Below are 14,559 nucleotides of genomic sequence, written 5' to 3' on the forward strand. Positions count from 1 at the left end.
TGTCCGCCCGTCGGCGGGCGTTCACCCGTGCGCGGCACGGACGTCGGGCTCCGGGGGAACGTTGTGCGACATGGAGACCCCCGACGTCGGCATCCCCCGTCCGCTCGCCGAGCGGCTGAGCATGGCCGAGCAGTACGCGTACCTGCGCGACCGCATGGTGCGCCGCCGCACGCTGGTGACGGCGGGCGCGGTGGCAGGCGGCCTGCTGACCGGCTGCGGCACCGTGTCCGGCGGGAGGCCGGGCCCGGCCGGATCGGCCACCTCGCGGGTGCCGGGCGCGGCGGTCGCCCCGTTCGGCCGGCACCTCGCCTTCGGCGCCGACCCCCGGACGGGGATGCGGATCTCCTGGCAGGTGCCGTTCGCGGTGAAGCGGCCGTACGTGCGGGTCGGTCCGCGCCCCGACGACCTCGGGCACCGGGTGCCGGCCGAGATCCGCCCGCTGCACACGCCCGGGGTGCGGGGCGTGCGGCCCGCGCTGGAGCAGTTCTACGTGCACGCGTCCGTGGACGGCCTCACGCCCGGCACGACGTACTACTACGGCGTCGGCCACGACGGCTGGGAGCCCACCGCCCCCGCCCACCGGGCGGCCATCGCCTCCTTCCGCACGGCGCCCGCGCGTGCGGAACGCTTCGTGTTCACGGCCTTCGGCGACCAGGGCGTGGGCCGGGCGGCGCACGCCAACGACGACCTTGTGCTGCGCCAGAGGCCCGCCTTCCATCTGCACGCCGGTGACATCTGCTACGCGGACGTCAGCGGAACGGGCCGGACGGCGGACGGCTACGACCCCGCCTTCTGGGACCTGTTCCTGAAGCAGAACGAGCCGGTCGCGCGGTCCGTGCCGTGGATGGTGACGACCGGCAACCACGACATGGAGGCCTGGTACTCGCCGGACGGCTACGGCGGCCAGCTGGCCCGCTTCCATCTGCCCGAGACCGGCTTCGACCCGCACGGCACACCGGGCGCCTACGCGTTCACCTACGGCAACGCCGGCTTCGTCGCGCTGGACGCCAACGACGTGTCGTACGAGATCCCCGCCAACCTCGGGCACAGCGGCGGACGGCAGACGGCGTGGCTGGACCGGACGCTGCGCCGGCTGCGCGCGGCCGACGGCATCGACTTCGTGGTCGTCTTCTTCCACCACTGCGCCTACTCCACCTCGCGGCACGCCTCGGACGGGGGCGTCCGGCGGGAGTGGCTGCCGCTGTTCGGGAAGCACCGGGTGGACCTGGTGATCAACGGCCACAACCACGTGTACGAGCGCACGGACGCGATCAGGGACGGGGAGACCGGCCGGGCGGTGCCCGTCGGCGGCTCCACCGACCCCGGCCGGGACGGCACCGTGTACGTCACGGCGGGCGGCGGCGGGCGGGACCTGTACGGCTTCCCGTCCGGCGTGCCGGACAGCTACGAGGGCCATGTCACCCGGCACCGGCCGGTCGCGACCTTCGTGTGGACGAAGGACGGGGACCGGGTGCCGGAGACCGCGGAGTGGTCACGGGTGCGCTACACCGGCTTCTCGCTGCTCTCGGTGGAGGTGCGGGCCGGCGCGGCGCCGCGGCTGACGGTGTCGGCGCTGGCCCAGGACGGGCGGCGGATCGACCGTTTCGAGGTGCGGCGCGGCGGGTGAGGGCCGCGCCGCACCCCGTCGGGGTGCGGCTCCCGGACGGTGGTCCGGCTCAGTGGCCGGTCTCGCCGCCGTTGTCCCGGCGGTCCAGGGCGCGCTGGAGGGCGGCGGCGGCGTTCTTGCGGTCGGACTCGCTCGTGCGGGACACGTGGCGGACTCGGCGGCGGACGGTCGTCTCGGCCATGGCGATCGACTCCTTCGGCATACGTGGAGCGCGGCAAGGAAGGGGGTGACGAGACGCCGGAAGGGGCGGGGAGCACCGGCCGCAGGGATTGCCTGCACGGGGCCCGGCTCACGACCGCCATTCGCTGGATGGAGCGAGACGTTCGGCTCCTACAAAACTAAGGGAGTCGTCCGTGTCTGTCTGCACAATTACTCGGACTTCCTACTATCTGAGACGGCGGACTGGAGGGCACGACCGTGCGGCCGTCAGAGGACGTCGCCGTCCCGCCAGTCGAAGACCAGCTCCCCGTCCGGGTCGAGCGCGCCCCGCACGTACACGCCGCCTTCCTCCTCGGGCAGCCGGACGATTCCGTCCGGTGAGAGCGCGTGCACCTGCCCGGCCCACCGGTGCCAGCCCCGGGCGGCGTACAGCGCGGCGCCCGCGTCGCTCGCGGAGAGCGCGCCGAGGTCGTAGGCCCGGTCGACCACCCGCTCCAGCCCGGCCGTCACCCGCCCGCCGAGCCCGCTACGCCGCACGTCGGCCCGCACGGCGACGGCCTCCACGTACCCGGCGCGCAGCCAGCGCCCCCGGTGCCGCACCCGCCGCATCACGACGGCCCCGTGAGCGGCGAGCCCGGCCCCGTCCCGGACGAGCACGTGCAGCCCGCCCAGCGCGTGCTCCCAGTCGGCGTCGGAGAAGTCCCCGTCGAAGGCGTCGTCCAACAGGGCGCGCACAGCGCGGAGTTCGGCCGCGTCCAGGTCGGCGGTGTGGGCGAGGCGCAGGGTCATGACGCCAGTATCAACTGCCGGGAGCCTTCCGGGGCGGCCGGCGGACGCATGGGAACGGCCCGGGGAGCCCGCTCGTGTCGGGCTCCCCGGGCCGTGCTCGGGGGGCTGGTCAGCCCATGTGCGGGTAGGTGTAGTCGGTCGGCGCGACCAGGGCCTCCTTGATGGCGCGGGTCAGCGTCCAGCGCTGGAGGTTCTGCGGGGCGCCGGCCTTGTCGTTGGTGCCGGAGGCGCGGCCGCCGCCGAAGGGCTGCTGGCCGACGACGGCGCCGGTCGACTTGTCGTTGATGTAGAAGTTGCCCGCGGCGAAGCGGAGCTTGTCCATCGTGTACGCCGCCGCCGCGCGGTCGTTGGCGATGACCGAGCCGGTGAGGGCGTAGTCCGACACCGACTCCATCTGGGTCAGCATCTCGTCGTACTTGTCATCCTCGTAGACGTGCACCGCGAGGATCGGGCCGAAGTACTCGGTGGTGAAGACCTCGTTCTCCGGGTCGGTGCACTCGATGACGGTCGGGCGCACGAAGTAGCCGACCGAGTCGTCGTAGCTGCCGCCCGCGACGATCGTGCAGGACGGGTCCGCCTTGGCGCGGTCGATCGCGGCCTTGTTCTTGGCGAAGGCACGCTCGTCGATCACGGCGCCGATGAAGTTCGACAGGTCGGTGACGTCACCCATGGTCAGGTAGTCGACCTCGGCCGCGAACTCCTCCTTGAAGCCCGAGTTCCAGATCGACGCCGGGATGTAGGCGCGGGAGGTCGCGCTGCACTTCTGGCCCTGGTACTCGAAGGCGCCCCGGGTGAGGGCCGTCTTCAGGACCGCGCGGTCGGCCGACGGGTGCGCGACGAGGAAGTCCTTGCCGCCGGTCTCGCCGACCAGACGCGGGTAGGAGCGGTACTTCTCGATGTTGTTGCCGACCGTCTTCCACAGGTACTGGAAGGTCTTGGTCGAGCCGGTGAAGTGGATGCCCGCGAGGTCCCGGTGCTCCAGGGCGACCTTGGAGACCTCGATGCCGTCGCCGGTGACGAGGTTGATGACGCCCTTGGGCAGGCCCGCCTCCTCCAGCAGCCGCATGAGGAGCACGGCCGCGTGGGTCTGCGTCGGGGACGGCTTCCAGACCACCACGTTGCCCATCAGGGCGGGGGCGGTGGGCAGGTTGCCGGCGATCGCCGTGAAGTTGAACGGCGTGATCGCGTAGACGAAGCCCTCCAGCGGGCGGTGGTCCAGGCGGTTCCACACGCCCGGGGAGTTCGCCGGGGGCTGCTCGGCGAGGATCTTCCGGGCGTAGTGGACGTTGAAGCGCCAGAAGTCGACCAGCTCACAGGGCGTGTCGATCTCGGCCTGCTGCGCGGTCTTGGACTGGCCCAGCATCGTGGAGGCGGCGAGGGTCTCGCGCCAGGGGCCGGCCAGCAGCTCGGCGGCGCGCAGGATGATCGCGGCGCGGTCGTCGAAGGACATCGCACGCCAGGCCGGCGCGGCGGCCAGCGCCGCGTCGATGGCGTCCTTGGCGTCCTGCTGCGTGGCGTGGCGGCCGGTGCCGATGACGGACTTGTGGTTGTGCGGCTGCACGACCTCGAACGGCTCGCCGCCGCCCAGCCGCTTCTCGCCGCCGATCGTCATCGGCAGCTCGATCGGGTTCTCGGCCAGCTCCTTGAGCCTGGCCTCCAGCCGGGCGCGCTCGGGCGAGCCGGGGGCGTAGCCGTGCACCGGCTCGTTGACGGGGGTGGGGACCTGGGTCACAGCGTCCATGGGATCCGTAACTCCTTGTACGTGAGCGGGTGTGCGGGCTCAGCCCTTGCTGACCATGCTGCGGAGGAAGAACCGGAGGTTGGCCGGCTTCTCCGCCAGGCGGCGCATGAAGTAGCCGTACCAGTCGGTGCCGTAGGCGGTGTAGACGCGCATGCGGTGGCCCTCGGCGGCCAGCCGCAGGTGCTCCTCGCCGCGGATGCCGTACAGCATCTGGAACTCGTACTCGTCGAGCTTGCGGCCGGCCTTGTGGGCCAGCTCCTGGGCGATGGCGATGAGCCGCGGGTCGTGGGACCCGACCATCGGGTAGCCCTCGCCCTCCATCAGCGTCCTCAGGATGCGCACGTAGGCCTTGTCGATCTCGTGCTTCTGCTGGTAGGCGACCTCGGCGGGCTCCTTGTAGGCGCCCTTGACCAGGCGGACGCGGCTGCCGCTCTCGGCGAGGCGGCGGGCGTCGGCCTCGGTGCGGAAGAGGTAGGCCTGGATGACGCAGCCGGTCTGCGGGAAGTCCTTCCGCAGCTCCTCGTGGATGGCGAACATCGAGTCGAGGGTGGTGTGGTCCTCGGCGTCGAGCGTCACGGTCGTGCCGATGGCGGCGGCGGCCTCGACGACCGGGCGGACGTTCGCGAGCGCCAGCTCGTGGCCGCCCTCCAGCGCCTGGCCGAACATGGACAGCTTGACGGACATCTCCACGCGCTCGCCCAGCCCCAGGTCCCTGAGGTGGTCGATCAGCGCCAGGTAGGCGTCCCGGGCGGCGGTGGCCTGCCCGGGGGTGGTGATGTCCTCGCCGACGACGTCCATCGTCAGCTCCAGGCCCTTGGCCGTGAGGTCCTTGATGATCGGGACGATGTCGGCCACTGTCTCGCCGGGGATGAAGCGGTCGACGACCTGCTTGGTCACCGGGGCCGCCGAGATCAGGCGTCGCATCCGGTCGCTGCGCGACGCGGCGAGAATCACGGGACCCAGCACGGGGCACCTCCACAGACAAGCACCAAATACGGCCGTCACCCGACGATTCGGGTACGGCACGGAGAACCACCGTGAAACCTATGGATCCCTCCGATCGTCGGCCATCGACAGCTGTCACGCATCCGTGCACGGGATCTCAGACAGATGTATGAAGGTGTCCGGGAAATGGGGGAGAATGCCCGGGTGGCGGCTGAATTCAAGGCGGACTACCAGGAGCTGGTGGACGAGCTCTCCGAGTTGCTGGGGGTGCCGGCGACCCTGGAGAACCGTGACTTCGAGCTGATCGCCTTCGGTGCCTACGACAGCGAGGACGAGCTGGACCCGACCGCGCTGGACCCGGTGCGCACCCGTTCGATCCTGACCCGGCGCTCCACGGCGGCGGTCCGCGCCTGGTTCGAGGGCTTCGGCATCACGCGCGCGACCGGGCCGGTCCGCATCCCGCCGAGCCCGGAGGCGGGTGTCTACCGCGGCCGGATCTGCCTGCCGGTGCGCCACCGGGGCGTCGTCCTCGGCTACGTCTGGCTGCTGGACAGCGATCCCGGGCCGACGGACGCCCAGCTCGCCGCCGCCCTGCGGGTCGCGGGCCGGATCGGCGCGCTGCTCGCGGACGAGGCGGAGGCCGGGGCGGGGCTGAGCCGGGAGCTGCGGGCCGTGCTCACCGCGGAACGCGGCTGGCAGCGGGACATGGCGGTGGCGGAGCTGCGCACCGCGCTGGGACCCCGCGCCGACGGCCCGCACACCCTGGTCTGCGTGGCGCCGTGGCCGTCGGCCGACCCGGACGACGCCCCCGCCGCCCGGACGATCCCGCACGCCACGGCGCTGTGCACACTGCCGTGGGGCGCCTCGGGGCAGAGCCTCGCGCTGCTGGTGCGCCTGCGGACCACGGAGTCCAGCGCGCCCGCGCTGGCGGCGGCCGCGCGGCTGCTGAAGGAGGCCGACGGGGCCCGTGGGGCGCCGGGCGGCGCGGCGCGCGGGGCGGGGGCACAGGTGGCGGCGGCGGTCGCGGCGGGGTTCGCCGCCGGGGCCCGGGCCGCCGGCGCCACCGGCTGCGCGGCCGGGGTCGGCGAGCCCCGCACCGGCCTCACCGAGCTGGGCACGGTCTGGCAGGAGGCGTCGGCCGCCGCGCGGGCCGCGCTGGCCGAGCCACGGTTCGGTCCGGTCGCGCAGTGGGCGCGGATCGGGGCGTACCGGCTGCTGACCGCGCTGCCGCCGGAGGCCGCCTACGACCGGGTCATCGGCCCGCTCCTGTCCCCCGCCCACCGGGAGCTGGCCCGCACGGCCGAGGTCTACCTCGACTGCGCCGGGCAGGCCGGCCGCACGGCGGCCGAGCTGGGCATCCACCGCCAGACCCTCTACTACCGCCTGTCCCGCGTCGAACAGCTCACCGGGCTGGACCTGGACGACGGGGAGGACCGGCTGCTGCTGCACATGGCACTGAAGCGGGCGCGGCTGTGACGCCCGGCGCGGTCAGCTCCGCGCGGCCTGCGCGATCACCCGCCGCAGCCCCTCGGTGAGCTGCTCGGCGGTGGTGGCCGTACCGGGGTCGAAGAGCCACTGGACCATGAGGCCGTTGAGGAGGGTCTGGTAGAGGCGCCCCTCGGTGTCGATCGTCTTCTCGTCCAGGGCCGGCTCGGGGACGCCGTTGAACAGCGGGACGAGTCCCGCGCGGCCTTCCTTCTGGGCCTCGGCGAGCAGTTTGCGCACCTCTTCGAGCCGGTCGTCCTGGAACATCAGCTCGAAGCTGAGCAGCCAGATCGCCCGTGACTCGGGCACGGTCCGGATGATGCCGGCCCACACCTCACGGAAGCGCTCCAGCGAGCCCGGGGGCTGGGTCATCTCGCCGTCCAGGCCGGGGTCGAAGCGTTCGCCGACGCCCTCGATCAGCGAGACGTACGCCTGCACCAGCAGCGCGTCCTTCGAGCCGTAGTGGTAGCCGATGGACGCGAGGTTGGTGCCCGACTCCTTGACGATGTCGCGCGCGGTGGTGCGCAGGAAGCCCTTGTCCAGCAGGCAGCGCTTGGCGCCTTCGAGCAGATCCTCACGGTGTCCCATGGGCCCACCCTACCCCGCGATTCATACAACCGTCCTAGACGCATGACTTATACAGTTGTCCTATACAAGCGTTTAAGACGCTCGTACAGTCCTCGGCATGACGATGAACCCGACGAGCACCACCGACCCCGCCGGCGCCGGCAGCGCACCCGCCCGCGCCGGACGCCGCGAGTGGACCGCGCTCGGCGTGCTGATGCTGCCGCTGCTCCTGGTCTCGATGGACGTCTCGGTCCTCTACTTCGCGACCCCCGCGATCAGCGCCGACCTGCGCCCGAGCGGCACCCAGCAACTGTGGATCTTCGACGTCTACGGCTTCGTCCTGGCCGGCCTGCTGCTGACGATGGGCTCGCTCGGCGACCGCGTCGGCCGCCGCAGGCTCCTGCTCATGGGCGCCGCGGCCTTCGGCGCCGCCTCGCTCCTCGCGGCCTACGCGGACAGCGCCGAGACCCTGATCGCGGCCCGCGCGGTCCTCGGCATCGGCGGCGCCACCCTGATGCCCTCCACGATGGGCCTGCTGCGCACGATGTTCACCGACCCGGCCCAGCGGGCGAAGGCGATCGGCATCTGGTCCGGCGTGATGACCGGGGGCATCGCCCTCGGCTCGGTGATGAGCGGCATCCTGGTCGAGCACTTCTGGTGGGGCTCGGTCTTTCTGGTCAACCTGCCCGCGATGGCGCTGCTGCTCCTCCTCGGCCCGGTCCTGCTGCCCGAGTCGAGGCACCCCGCGCCCGGCCGCTTCGACTGGCTCGGCGTCCCGCTGTCCCTGGCCGCCGTGCTCCCCGTCGTCTACGGCCTGAAGGAGATCCCCTCCGAGGGGTGGCACCCGGCGTACGCCGTCTCGATCACCGTCGGCCTGCTCTTCGCGGCCCTGTTCGTCCGGCGCCAGCGCACCGGCGCCTCACCGCTGATCCCGCCGGCCCTCTTCCGGGGCCGCGGCTTCACCCCGTCGCTGGTCCTGACCCTCGTCTGCGCGTTCGGGCTGATGGGCTCGGCCGTCTTCACCACGCAGTACCTCCAGTCCGTCCTCGGCAAGAGCCCGCTCCAGGCGGCCCTGTGGAGCCTGCTGCCGTCGGTCTTCATCGGGGTCGCCGGACCGGTCAGCGCCCAGCTCGTCCAGCGGGGCGTCCCCCGCGGACACGTCGTCGCCGGCGGCTTCGCGGTCAGCGCGGCCGGGTACGCCCTGCTCACCCTCATCGGCACCGACTCCCTGTGGCTGGTGCTGGCCGGCGCCGGCGTCCTCGCCTGCGGGGCGGTCATGGTGATGTCCCAGCTGACCGACCTGGCGATGGGCGCGGCGCCGGCGGAACGGGCGGGCACCGCCTCCTCGCTGCTGGAGACCGGCACCGAGTTCGGCGGCGCACTCGGCATGGCGGTCCTGGGCTCCGTCGGCACGGCGGTCTACCGCCACGCGATGCCGGTCACCGCCCCGGCCGGGGCCCGCGAGACCCTGGGCGGTGCGCTGGCCGACGCGGCGCGGCTGCCCGGCCGGAGCGGGCAGACCCTGCTCGCCACGGCACGGGAGGCGTTCACCAGCGGCATGCGGGGCGCCGCGCTGGCCGGGGCGGTGATCCTGGTGCTGGCGGCGGTGGGGGCGGCGGCGACGCTGCGGAGGACCGGGGCCGGGCAGAGGTAGGCGCGGGAAAAACGCCGGACGGGCTGAGGAGCACCTCAGCCCGTCCGGCGTTGCGGCACAGGTGGATCAGACCAGGTTGACCGACCGGGCCGACGTGGCGCCGATCTCGGAGGCGACCTCGGCCAGGACGGTGGCGCCCACCGTGTCGTCGACGGTCAGTACGGCCAGCGCCTCCCCGCCCACGGCCGCGCGGGCGACCTGCATGCCGGCGATGTTGATGCCCGCCTCGCCGAGGATGCGGCCGACGGTGCCGACGACACCCGGGCGGTCCTCGTAACGCAGCACCACCATGTGGTCGGCGAGCGCGAGGTCGACGTCGTACTCACCGACCGCGACGACCTTCTGCACGTGCTTCGGGCCGGACAGCGTGCCGGAGACCGACACCTCCTCGCCGGTGCCCAGCGTTCCGCGCACGGTGACCACGTTGCGGTGGTCGCCCGACTCCGAGCTGGTGGTCAGGCGGACCTCCACCCCGCGCTCCTGCGCGAACAGCGGGGCGTTGACGTAGGACACGGTCTCGTCGACGACGTCCTCGAAGACGCCCTTGAGCGCGGACAGCTCCAGCACCTTCACGTCGTGCTGGGTGATCTCGCCGTACACCTCGACGTCGAGGCGGACCGCGACCTCACCGGCGAGCGCGGTGAAGATGCGGCCGAGGCGCTCGGCGAGCGGCAGGCCCGGCTTGACGTCCTCGGCGATGACACCGCCCTGGACGTTGACGGCGTCCGGCACCAGCTCACCGGCGAGGGCCAAGCGGACGGACCTGGCGACGGCGATACCGGCCTTCTCCTGCGCCTCGTCCGTCGACGCGCCGAGGTGCGGGGTGGAGACGACCTGGTCCAGCTCGAAGAGCGGGGAGTCGGTGCAGGGCTCCTTGGCGTACACGTCGAGGCCGGCGCCGGCGACCCGGCCCTCCTTCAGCGCCGCGTACAGCGCCGCCTCGTCCACGATGCCGCCGCGCGCGGCGTTGACGATGCGGACGCTGGGCTTGACCTTGCGCAGCGCCTCGTCGCCGATGAGGCCGAGCGTCTCGGGGGTCTTGGGCAGGTGGACGGTGATGAAGTCGGAGACCTCCAGCAGCTCGTCCAGGGAGAGCACCTTGACGCCCATCTGCGCGGCCCGCGCGGGCTGCACGTAGGGGTCGTAGGCGACGACCTTCATGCCGAAGGCGGACATGCGCTGCGCGACGAGGGCACCGATGCGGCCCAGGCCCACGACGCCCAGCGTCTTCTCGGCCAGCTCGACGCCCGTGTACTTGCTGCGCTTCCACTCGCCGTTCTTCAGCGCGGCGTTGGCCTGCGGGATGTTGCGGGCGGTGGAGAGGATGAGACCGCAGGCCAGCTCGGCGGCGGTCACGATGTTGGAGGTCGGGGCGTTGACGACCATCACGCCGGCCTTGGTGGCGGCGGAGACGTCGACGTTGTCCAGGCCGACGCCGGCCCGGGCGACGACCTTGAGCTTCTTCGCGGCGGAGATGGCCTCGGCGTCGACCTTGGTGGCCGAACGGATCAGGATCGCGTCCACGTCGGCGATGGCCGGCAGCAGCTCGGAGCGGTCCGCTCCGTTGCAGTGCCGGATCTCGAAGTCCGGACCGAGTGCGTCGACGGTGGCAGGCGACAGCTCTTCAGCGATGAGTACGACAGGTTTCGAGCTCACGTGAGTCCTCACATGTGCGATGCGGACGGCCGTCCCGACGGCCGCAGGCGGAGGAGGGGCTAGCCGCGGAAGACGCACGACGCTGTGGGCCTGACGCGTGTTGTGCAGAAGCATAGTGGCGCGGCGGGCGTCGCATTGCGCCTCTGCGGAAGGATCACCCGTCCGTGGCTGGACGGGGTGGACAACAGGGGCCGGAGCAGTCCGCCCCGGCCCCTGTCAGCGGCTCACGCCTCTTCGTTGACCCAGCTCATCAGCTTGCGCAGCTGCTTGCCGGTCGTCTCCAGCAGGTGCTCGGAGTCCTGCTTCTTGTACTCGTTGTACTTCTTCAGACCGCCGTGGTACTCGTCCATCCAGTTGCGGGCGAACGAGCCGTCCTGGATCTCGGCGAGGACCTTCTTCATCTCGGCCTTGGTGGCGTCGGTGATGATGCGCGGGCCGGTGACGTAGTCGCCCCACTCGGCGGTCTCCGAGATGGACCAGCGCATCTTCTCCAGGCCGCCCTCGTACATGAGGTCCACGATCAGCTTCAGCTCGTGCAGGCACTCGAAGTACGCGATCTCCGGCTGGTAGCCGGCCTCGGTCAGCGTCTCGAAGCCCGCCTTGACCAGCGCGGCGGTGCCACCGCACAGCACGGCCTGCTCGCCGAAGAGGTCGGTCTCGGTCTCCTCGGTGAAGGTGGTCTTGATGACGCCGGCGCGGGTGCCGCCGATGCCCTTGGCGTACGACAGGGCGAGCGCGAAGGCGTTGCCGGAGGCGTCCTGCTCGACGGCCACGATGCACGGGACGCCGCGGCCCTCCTCGTACTGGCGGCGCACCAGGTGGCCCGGGCCCTTCGGGGCGACCATGCAGACGTCCACGCCCGCCGGGGGCTTGATGAAGCCGAAGCGGATGTTGAAGCCGTGACCGAAGAACAGCGCGTCGCCGTCCTTCAGGTTCGGCGCGATGGACTCCTCGTACACCTGGCCCTGGATCGGGTCCGGGACGAGGATCATGATGACGTCGGCCTCGGCGGCGGCCTCGGCGGGGGTCACCACGCGCAGGCCCTGCTCCTCGGCCTTGGCCTTGGACTTGGAGCCCTCGTGCAGACCGACACGCACGTCCACACCGGAGTCACGCAGCGACAGGGCGTGGGCGTGGCCCTGGCTGCCGTAGCCGATGACCGCGACCTTGCGGCCCTGGATGATGGACAGGTCGGCGTCGGCGTCGTAGAACAGCTCGGCCACTTTGGGTTCTCTCCTTGTGTGCGGGTGGTGCGTCCCACCGTATGACGGCGGGCGGGAAGGAAGTTCGGGGGTCTCGGCATACGGGCGGCCGTTGATCGCCGGCCGCCCGTTCCCAGTCTTACGCCGTCCGGTCGAGAGCGCGCAGCGAGCGGTCCGTGATCGAACGGGCGCCACGGCCGATCGCGATCGTGCCGGACTGGACCAGCTCCTTGATGCCGTACGGCTCCAGCATCTTGAGCATGGCGGACAGCTTCTCACCGGAACCGGTGGCCTCGATGGTCACGGCCTCCGGGGAGACGTCGACGGTCTTGGCGCGGAACAGCTGGACGATCTCCACGATCTGGGAGCGGGTCTCGTTGTCGGCGCGGACCTTCACCAGAACGAGTTCACGCTGCACGGCCTGACCGGGCTCCAGCTCCACGATCTTCAGCACGTTGACGAGCTTGTTGAGCTGCTTGGTCACCTGCTCCAGCGGCAGCTCCTCGACGCCCACCACGATGGTGATGCGGGAGATGTCCGGGTGCTCGGTGACGCCGACCGCGAGTGAGTCGATGTTGAATCCGCGCCGGGAGAACAGGGCGGCGATGCGGGCGAGGATGCCCGGCGTGTTCTCCACCAGGACGGAGAGCGTGTGCTTGGACATGTCTTCTGGCTCTTCCTCGCTCAGTCGTCTTCGTTGTCGCCGAAGTCGGGGCGGACGTCCCGGGCGGCCATGATCTCGTCGTTGGAGGTGCCGGCGGCGACCATCGGCCAGACCATCGCGTCCTCGTGGACGATGAAGTCCACGACGACCGGGCGGTCGTTGATGGAGTTGGCCTCCGCGATGACCTTGTCCAGGTCCTCCGGGCGCTCGCAGCGCAGTCCCACGCAGCCCATCGCCTCGGACAGCTTCACGAAGTCCGGCACGCGCGTGCCCTTGGCCTCCGGGTTGACGTCGTCGGGGCCGCTGTGCAGCACGGTGTTGGAGTAGCGCTGGTTGTAGAAGAGGGTCTGCCACTGGCGGACCATCCCGAGGGCGCCGTTGTTGATGATGGCGACCTTGATCGGGATGTTGTTCAGGGCGCAGGTGGTCAGCTCCTGATTGGTCATCTGGAAGCAGCCGTCGCCGTCGATCGCCCAGACGGTACGGCCGGGCCGGCCGGCCTTGGCGCCCATCGCGGCCGGGACCGCGTAGCCCATCGTCCCGGCGCCGCCGGAGTTCAGCCAGGTGGCGGGGGTGTCGTACTGGATGAAGTGCGCGGCCCACATCTGGTGCTGGCCGACGCCCGCCGCGAAGATCGTGCCCTCGGGGGCGAGCTGCCCGATGCGCTCGATGACCGCCTGCGGGGAGAGCGAGCCGTCCCCGGGCTGGTCGTAGCCGAGCGGGTAGGTCTCGCGCCACCGGTTGAGGTCGCTCCACCAGGCGGTGTAGTCGCCCCGGTGGCCCTCGCTGTGCTCCTTCTGGACGGCCTGGACCAGGTCGGCGATGACCTCGCGGGCGTCGCCGACGATCGGCACGTCGGCGACGCGGTTCTTGCCGATCTCGGCCGGGTCGATGTCCGCGTGGACGATCTTGGCGTAGGGGGCGAAGCTGTCCAGCTTGCCGGTGACGCGGTCGTCGAAGCGGGCGCCGAGGGCCACGATCAGGTCGGCCTTCTGCAGCGCGGTGACGGCGGCGACGCTGCCGTGCATGCCGGGCATGCCCAGGTGCTGCGGGTGGCTGTCGGGGAACGCGCCGAGCGCCATCAGGGTGGTGGTGACCGGGGCGCCGGTCAGCTCGGCGAGGACCTTCAGCTCGGCGGTGGCACGCCCCTTGAGGACGCCGCCGCCGACGTACAGGACGGGCCGCCGGGCGGCGGTGATCAGCTTGGCGGCCTCGCGGATCTGCTTGGCGTGCGGCTTGGTCACCGGGCGGTAGCCGGGCAGGTCCATGACGGGCGGCCAGGAGAAGGTGGTCTTCTTCTGGAGGATGTCCTTCGGGATGTCGACCAGGACCGGGCCGGGACGGCCGGTCGAGGCGATGTGGAACGCCTGCGCGATCACCCGCGGGATGTCCTCGCCCTTGGTGACCAGGAAGCTGTGCTTGGTGATCGGCATGGTGATGCCGACGATGTCCGCCTCCTGGAAGGCGTCCGTGCCGATCGCGGAGGACACCACCTGCCCGGTGATCGCGACCAGCGGGACGGAGTCCATGTTGGCGTCGGCGATCGGGGTGACCAGGTTGGTGGCGCCGGGCCCCGAGGTGGCCATGCAGACGCCCACCTTGCCGGTGGCCTGCGCGTAGCCGGTGGCGGCGTGGCCGGCGCCCTGCTCGTGCCGGACCAGGACGTGCCGCACCCGGGTGGAGTCCATCAGCGGGTCGTACGCCGGCAGGATCGTGCCGCCGGGAATGCCGAATACCGTGTCCGCGCCGACCTCCTCGAGGGAGCGGATGAGGGACTGCGCACCCGTGACGTGCTCGACGGGGGCGGACTGCTGTCCTCCGGAACGGGGCCGCGGCTGCGGATGGTGGGCCCCGGTGGCCTGCTCGGTCATCGGCATTCTCTTCTCGATGCTGAGGGTTTTTTGCGAGGTTCGGGCGGATTTCGAGCGCTGCACGCAAGGCACTCGTGCAACAAAAAACCCCTCGTGCCGTAAGGCAAGCGAGGGGAGCGCGCCGGTGAGGTCGCTGGGGATTCCGGATCGTCCTCCGGTGGGTCCCAGCTCAGCCGACGCGCTGTCCAAGTACGAGAAT

12 protein-coding genes are annotated in these 14,559 nt (G+C 71.5%); 3 read left to right on the top strand and 9 right to left on the bottom strand.

The features are described 5' to 3' along the window. Positions 1 to 70 precede the first annotated feature (70 nt). Entirely contained in the window at positions 71 to 1,627 is a 1,557-nt protein-coding gene (locus ACZ5DC_RS30555) for a purple acid phosphatase family protein (protein WP_468658005.1), read from the top strand. Positions 1,628 to 1,676: 49 nt separating this feature from the next. Here the strand turns inward: ACZ5DC_RS30555 and ACZ5DC_RS30560 are convergent, their stop codons facing one another. The 4 genes from ACZ5DC_RS30560 to ACZ5DC_RS30575 form a co-directional block, all read right to left on the bottom strand. Beyond that, the gene (locus ACZ5DC_RS30560) at positions 1,677 to 1,808 is read right to left on the bottom strand and encodes a hypothetical protein (protein ID WP_015493350.1); all 132 of its coding nucleotides are present in this window, start codon (positions 1,806 to 1,808) and stop codon (positions 1,677 to 1,679) included. Positions 1,809 to 2,053: 245 nt separating this feature from the next. After that, complete coding sequence (locus ACZ5DC_RS30565; protein ID WP_468658007.1) at positions 2,054 to 2,575, bottom strand: GNAT family N-acetyltransferase; 522 nt, start codon at positions 2,573 to 2,575, stop codon at positions 2,054 to 2,056. Between the two features lie 109 nt (positions 2,576 to 2,684). Then, positions 2,685 to 4,316, bottom strand: coding sequence for an L-glutamate gamma-semialdehyde dehydrogenase (gene pruA / locus ACZ5DC_RS30570; protein WP_468658009.1), 1,632 nt, complete (start codon positions 4,314 to 4,316; stop codon positions 2,685 to 2,687). Positions 4,317 to 4,355: 39 nt separating this feature from the next. Then, complete coding sequence (locus tag ACZ5DC_RS30575) at positions 4,356 to 5,282, bottom strand: proline dehydrogenase family protein (protein WP_468658011.1); 927 nt, start codon at positions 5,280 to 5,282, stop codon at positions 4,356 to 4,358. A 165-nt stretch (positions 5,283 to 5,447) separates the two neighbouring features. Between ACZ5DC_RS30575 and ACZ5DC_RS30580 the strand changes: the two genes are divergently transcribed. Further along, entirely contained in the window at positions 5,448 to 6,737 is a 1,290-nt protein-coding gene (locus tag ACZ5DC_RS30580; RefSeq protein WP_468658013.1) for a PucR family transcriptional regulator, read from the top strand. Between the two features lie 12 nt (positions 6,738 to 6,749). Here ACZ5DC_RS30580 and ACZ5DC_RS30585 read toward each other — a convergent pair whose 3' ends face one another. Continuing rightward, positions 6,750 to 7,334 (bottom strand): TetR/AcrR family transcriptional regulator, encoded by a 585-nt coding sequence (locus ACZ5DC_RS30585; protein ID WP_468658015.1) that lies wholly within the window; start codon positions 7,332 to 7,334, stop codon positions 6,750 to 6,752. A 97-nt stretch (positions 7,335 to 7,431) separates the two neighbouring features. Between ACZ5DC_RS30585 and ACZ5DC_RS30590 the strand changes: the two genes are divergently transcribed. Next, complete coding sequence (locus tag ACZ5DC_RS30590; RefSeq protein WP_468658017.1) at positions 7,432 to 8,967, top strand: MFS transporter; 1,536 nt, start codon at positions 7,432 to 7,434, stop codon at positions 8,965 to 8,967. A 66-nt stretch (positions 8,968 to 9,033) separates the two neighbouring features. Here ACZ5DC_RS30590 and serA read toward each other — a convergent pair whose 3' ends face one another. The 4 genes from serA to ACZ5DC_RS30610 all read right to left on the bottom strand — a co-directional run bounded on the left by serA (position 9,034) and on the right by ACZ5DC_RS30610 (position 14,360). Next, on the bottom strand, positions 9,034 to 10,623 hold the full coding sequence (gene serA / locus ACZ5DC_RS30595; protein WP_468658019.1) for a phosphoglycerate dehydrogenase: 1,590 nt from the start codon (positions 10,621 to 10,623) through the stop codon (positions 9,034 to 9,036). A 224-nt stretch (positions 10,624 to 10,847) separates the two neighbouring features. After that, entirely contained in the window at positions 10,848 to 11,846 is a 999-nt protein-coding gene (gene ilvC / locus ACZ5DC_RS30600; RefSeq protein ID WP_366753844.1) for a ketol-acid reductoisomerase, read from the bottom strand. Positions 11,847 to 11,964: 118 nt separating this feature from the next. Then, positions 11,965 to 12,489, bottom strand: coding sequence for an acetolactate synthase small subunit (gene ilvN, locus ACZ5DC_RS30605; protein WP_121786755.1), 525 nt, complete (start codon positions 12,487 to 12,489; stop codon positions 11,965 to 11,967). A gap of 20 nt (positions 12,490 to 12,509) precedes the next feature. Beyond that, the gene (locus ACZ5DC_RS30610) at positions 12,510 to 14,360 is read right to left on the bottom strand and encodes an acetolactate synthase large subunit (protein ID WP_468658022.1); all 1,851 of its coding nucleotides are present in this window, start codon (positions 14,358 to 14,360) and stop codon (positions 12,510 to 12,512) included. Between the last annotated feature and the right edge of the window lie 199 nt (positions 14,361 to 14,559).

The organism is Streptomyces sp. NPDC031445 (genome assembly GCF_055581365.1).